The organism is Gordonibacter pamelaeae 7-10-1-b (genome assembly GCF_000210055.1).
GTDB lineage: Bacteria > Actinomycetota > Coriobacteriia > Coriobacteriales > Eggerthellaceae > Gordonibacter > Gordonibacter pamelaeae.
This window is the reverse complement of record NC_021021.1, coordinates 994,565-999,437: the sequence shown is the minus strand read 5'-3', so window position 1 is coordinate 999,437 and position 4,873 is coordinate 994,565. Positions and strand designations below refer to the sequence as shown.

6 protein-coding genes are annotated in these 4,873 nt (G+C 66.9%); all 6 read left to right on the top strand.

Going from position 1 to position 4,873, the window contains the following annotated elements:
* A partial coding sequence (locus tag GPA_RS04695) for a molybdopterin-containing oxidoreductase family protein (RefSeq protein ID WP_041239102.1) occupies positions 1 to 2,114 on the top strand: 2,114 nt, incomplete at its 5' end.
* A gap of 1 nt (position 2,115) precedes the next feature.
* The gene (locus GPA_RS04690; RefSeq protein ID WP_015539100.1) at positions 2,116 to 2,652 is read left to right on the top strand and encodes a 4Fe-4S dicluster domain-containing protein; all 537 of its coding nucleotides are present in this window, start codon (positions 2,116 to 2,118) and stop codon (positions 2,650 to 2,652) included.
* A 7-nt stretch (positions 2,653 to 2,659) separates the two neighbouring features.
* The gene (nrfD, locus tag GPA_RS04685) at positions 2,660 to 3,526 is read left to right on the top strand and encodes an NrfD/PsrC family molybdoenzyme membrane anchor subunit (protein ID WP_041239100.1); all 867 of its coding nucleotides are present in this window, start codon (positions 2,660 to 2,662) and stop codon (positions 3,524 to 3,526) included.
* 147 nt (positions 3,527 to 3,673) lie between these two features.
* Positions 3,674 to 4,057 (top strand): 4Fe-4S dicluster domain-containing protein, encoded by a 384-nt coding sequence (locus GPA_RS20365; RefSeq protein WP_256172216.1) that lies wholly within the window; start codon positions 3,674 to 3,676, stop codon positions 4,055 to 4,057.
* Complete coding sequence (locus GPA_RS20360; RefSeq protein ID WP_015539098.1) at positions 4,036 to 4,320, top strand: 4Fe-4S dicluster domain-containing protein; 285 nt, start codon at positions 4,036 to 4,038, stop codon at positions 4,318 to 4,320. The genes GPA_RS20365 and GPA_RS20360 overlap by 22 nt, the downstream gene beginning before the upstream one ends.
* A gap of 14 nt (positions 4,321 to 4,334) precedes the next feature.
* On the top strand, positions 4,335 to 4,873 hold a 539-nt coding region (gene nrfD / locus GPA_RS04675), incomplete at its 3' end, for an NrfD/PsrC family molybdoenzyme membrane anchor subunit (protein WP_167536601.1).

Below are 4,873 nucleotides of genomic sequence, written 5' to 3'. Positions count from 1 at the left end.
CCTGGCGCGCCGAGGCGCAGGCCGCCGAGGCGGATGGCGCGGCGTCCGGCGAGGTGAAGACGGCGCCGTCGCTCTGCAACGGCTGCTCCAGCAAATGCGGCCTTGTGGCTACCACGGTGGGCGGCAGGCTGTACACGCTCAAGGGCAGCGAGGTGCACCCCTACTCGAAGGGCCGCATCTGCGGCCGCGGCCATGGCTTGGCCCAGTTGGCGTACTCGGACGAGCGCGTCACGCAGCCCCTGCGCCGCAAGGAGGGCGGCGAGTTCGAGCCCATCGACTGGGACACGGCCTTCCGTGAGATCGGCGAGAAGGTGCAGGCCATCATCGCCAAGGACGGCCCCGAGTCCCTCGCCATCATCCAGGACCCGCGCCCGTCGGGCAAGTACTACTCCAAGCGCTTCATGAACGCGCTGGGCAGTCCGAACGTGTACGCGCACTCCTCGTCGTGCAACCTGTCGAAGGAGAGCGCCTACCAGCAGACCATGGGCGCGTCGAACTACTCCACCGACTTCGCCAACGCGAAGATGGTCATGTTCATCGGCCGCAGCTACGGCGACGGCATCCGCCCCTCGTCCGTGCAGAGCCTCGCATCGGCCAAGGAAGCCGGTACGCGCATCGTGAGCGTTGACCCGCGCCTCAACAACTCCGGCATCTTCTCGAGCGACTGGGTACCCATCAACCCGGGCACCGACCTGGCGTTCATCCTGGCGCTCTGCAACGTGCTCATCGAGGAGGACCTCTACGACCACGGCTTCGTGGAGCAGAACACCGCGGGCTTCGACGAGTTCGCCGCCCAGGCCAGGAACTACACGCCCGAGTGGGCCGCCAAGATCACCGACGTGCCCGCGGAGCGCATCCGGGAGTTGGCGCGCGCCATGGCGAAGGCCGCCCCCGCCGCCTCCATCGAGGCGGGCTGGCGCGCCGTCATCGGCTGCTCGTACCAGAACTCGTTCGAGACGGCCCGTGCCGCCTCGGCCGTGAACGCGCTCCTGGGCTCCTACGGCGCCAAGGGCGGCGCGCTGCTCACGTCGTCGCCAACGGCCGGCAAGCTGGCTGACGCCCGCTTCGCCGACCCGCCGAAGCCCCAGGCCAAGCGCGTGGGCAACAAGGAGTACCCGCTCGCCCTCGACAGCGCCGGCACGAACCTGGCCGCCCTCAAGGCGGCGCTCGACGGAACCATCAAGGGCCTCTTCTTCTACAACTCCAACGCCGCGAAGGGCTACGCGCAGCCGAAGATGTGGACGGAGGCGCTGCAGAAGGCCGAGCTTGCCGTGACCATCGACGTGCAGATGTCCGAGACGGCGCTGCAGTCCGACTACGTGCTGCCCGAGGTCACGTACCTGGAGCGCCTGGAGCTGCCCGAGTGGATCGGCGGCAAGAAGCACTTCGTGGGCATGCGCACCGTGGCCATCGACAAGGTGCTGCCAGACGCCAAGACCTGCGACGAGATATTCAACGGCCTGGCCGAGGCCTGCGGCGTGGGCGAGTACTTCCAGTTCACAGCCGAGGACCTGGCCGCCGCTCAGCTGGCCACCGTGGGCGTGGACCTCGACACCATGAAGCGGGAGGGCGTGGTGGAGCTGCCCGACCCCAACTTCCAGTACGGCACGCCGAAGTTCAAGACGCCGTCGGGCAAGTTCGAGTTCTCCTCCGAGGCCGTGGGCGCTGCGGGCCTGAACCCGGCCATCGGATGGATCCCGCGCAAGGTTACGCCGAAGGATGGCGAGTTCGCCATCGTGGGCGGCAAGCAGGGCATCCACTCCCATACCATGACGCAGAACATCGCCTGCCTGAACGCCATCTCGCGCGAGTACCACATGGAGCGCCTGTGGATATCCGCCCAGGATGCCGAGGATTTGGGCGTGCAGACGGGCGACACCGTGGAAGTGGCGTCGAGCGAGCACGTGGGCCAAGTGGAGGCCCGTGTGACGCAGCGCCTCAAGCCCGGCGTGGTGTTCCTGCCCACGCACTACGGCGGCGACTCGCCGGCCCAGACGCGCGCGTACCGCTACGGCATCGCGCTCACGGATTTCATCCCGTTCGACATGGAGCCGGGCGTGGGCTCCATGATGAGCCAGGAGGTTGCGGTTACGGTGAAGAAGGTGGAGGCATAACATGGCACGCTACGGAATGCTTATCAACACGAAGAAGTGCGTGGGCTGCTACGCCTGCCGCCTGGCCTGCCAGGCCAAGAACCATCTGGAGCCCGGAGAGTCGTTCATCAAGTTCCACGAGCTGGAGACCGGCACGTACCCGAACGTGTACAACGAGATCGTGCCCACCCAGTGCCAGCACTGCGAGGACGCGCCCTGCGCGGCCGTGTGCCCCACGCATGCCACGTACGTCACGGACTCCGGCGTGGTGCTGGTGGACCCGGAGAAGTGCATCGGCTGCAAGTACTGCATGGCCGCGTGCCCGTACCAGGCCCGCATCGTGCAGGAGTCGACCGGCGTGGTGGAGAAGTGCCGCTTCTGCTGGGAAAACGGCGAACCGGGCAACCCGCCCGCCTGCGTGGGGACGTGCATATCCGGGGCGCGCGTGTTCGGCGACCTGGACGACCCCGAAAGCGACATCTCGAAGGCTATCGCGCAGTACCATGCGCAGCCGCTCGCAAGCAACCTGACCGCTTCCAAGATCTACTACGTGAGGTGATGAAACCATGGTTTGGGGACCTTTGATTGCCTGGTACCTGTTTCTGGCCGGCGCGTCGGCAGGGGCGTTCCTGACGGCCGCGTTCGTGGAGGCCAAGTATCCCGACAGCAACAAGATGCGCATCGCCGGCCGTATCATCGCGCCCGTGTTTGTGGGCATCGGCCTGCTCATGCTCATGATCGATGCCGAAGCGGGCCTGCACAACCCTTTGCGCTTCTTCTGGCTCGTGTCGAACCCGGGCTCGGTCATGACGCTGGGCGTGTACTTCATCTGCGTCTATATGCCGGTAGCCTTGGCGGCGGCTGTTCTTGAGATACTGAAGAAGAAGGTGCCGAAGTGGCTCACGTGGATCGGCATCGTGTTCGCGTTCGCCGTGGCGGCTTACACCGGCTTCTTGCTGGGCGTGGTGAAGGCGTACCCGCTGTGGAACAACGCCATCTTGCCCATCCTGTTCGTGGTGTCGGCGCTGTCGGCGGGGCTTGCGGCCACGTCGCTCGTGGGCCTCGTCACCGACCGCGAGCGCTTCGAGCACATGTGGCTCATCAAGAAGTCGCACGTCATCCTGTCGGCCATCGAGATGGTGGTGCTGTTCACCATGCTGGTCATCGTGAGCGCGGGCAGCTTCGAGGGCGCGGCATCGGTGAACTCCCTGATAGCGGGGCAGTACGCGCCGGCGTTCTGGGGCGGCATCGTCATCCTGGGCCTCGTGGCGCCGTTCTGCATCGAGGGCTACCCGGTGTTCATCGCGAAGCGGGTGGAAACGTCCACCACGTCGCTGGTGGTGAGCCTCATCGGCGAGGCGGGCGTGCTCGTGGGCGGCTTCCTGCTGCGGCTGCTGGTTATCCTGGCCGCGCTGCCCGTCCTGTTCCTCTGACCTTTCTCGGCCTCGGCCCGTGTTCCCCTCGGCAGCCGACGGCCGCTACCGCAGGCGGTTCCCTTCCCCCTGGAACCGCCTGTTCTCCTTTGGGGCACCGCGGCCTTTCGGGTCGTGGTGCTCCCCGTTTAGGAAAGTAGGTGCCGCATGGAAGATTCCTCCCGCCCGCATTGGGGCATGGTCATCGATCTGGCGAAATGCGTCGGGTGCGACTCGTGCACCGTGGCGTGCAAGGCGGAGAACCGCACGCCGCCCGGCATCACGTACAACGTGGTGCTGGAGCGGGAGACGGGCGCGTACCCCAACGTGCGCCTCGAGGCGCTGCCGCGTCCGTGCATGCAATGCGAGAACCCGCCGTGCGTGTCGGTGTGTCCGGTGCAGGCCACGTACAAGGGCGACGACGGCATCGTGGTGATCGACGCCGACCGCTGCATCGGCTGCAAGTACTGCACGCCGCGTGTCCTTACGGCGCGCGCTCGGCCGACGAGGGGTCGTCGTACGACGTTGAGATGCAGGCGGCCGATCAGGTGACGGCGCCCGAGTACGGCGTGGAGCGCGGCGCGCGCGGAAAGTACGTCGGCACGTACGGCACGGTGCGCAAGTGCACGTTCTGCGCGCATCGCCTTGCCTGGGGCGAGGCGCCGGCGTGCTGCGAGACATGTATCGGCGACGCGCGGTATTTCGGCGACTTGAACGACCCGGAATCCAAGGTAGCGCAGCTGGCGGCCTCGCCGCGCGCCTTCCGCCTGCGCGAAGAGCTGGGCACGAACCCGTCCGTCTACTATCTGAAATGATCGAGGTGAGGGCTATGGGATCTGATGCGCACAAGGCGCGCCGCCGGTTCGGGCTGGGCTCGCCGTTCCCGCGCCGCGTCACCGCCGGGTGGGCCGTCATCGTGGGCGTGCTGCTGGTGGCCGGCGCGTACTTCATGTTCGACCGGCTGGCCAACGGGCTGGGCATGGCCGGGGCCACGAACGCCGTGCCCTGGGGCTTGTGGGTGGTGGTGTACATCTGGTTCTCGGGGTTGGCGGGCGGCTTGTACCTGCTGTCGGCGCTCGTGTACCTGCTGAGGCTGCCGCGTTTCGCGCCCATCGCGCGCCTGTCGCTCGGCTTGAGCGTCGTGTCGCTTGTCGTGTCGATGATCTTCATCGGCATCGATCTGGGCGCTATCCGCCATTCGCTGGGCACGCTGCTGTTCTTCCACTGGTCGTCGCCGCTGGCCTGGGAGATCAAGGCGTACCTGTTTTTCATGGCGGTGGCCGTCGTGCAGTTCGCGCTGGTGCTGTGGAACGACAAGCGAGCGGCCGCCGATGCGTGCACGGCGGACGCAGGCGGTGGGGACGGTGG

Coding starts and splice junctions, on each gene's coding strand:
- GPA_RS04690 (WP_015539100.1), top strand. CDS start 2,116: ATGGCACGCTACGGAATGCTTATCAACACGAAGAAGTGCGTGGGCTGC.
- GPA_RS20365 (WP_256172216.1), top strand. CDS start 3,674: ATGGAAGATTCCTCCCGCCCGCATTGGGGCATGGTCATCGATCTGGCG.
- nrfD (WP_041239100.1), top strand. CDS start 2,660: ATGGTTTGGGGACCTTTGATTGCCTGGTACCTGTTTCTGGCCGGCGCG.
- GPA_RS20360 (WP_015539098.1), top strand. CDS start 4,036: ATGCAGGCGGCCGATCAGGTGACGGCGCCCGAGTACGGCGTGGAGCGC.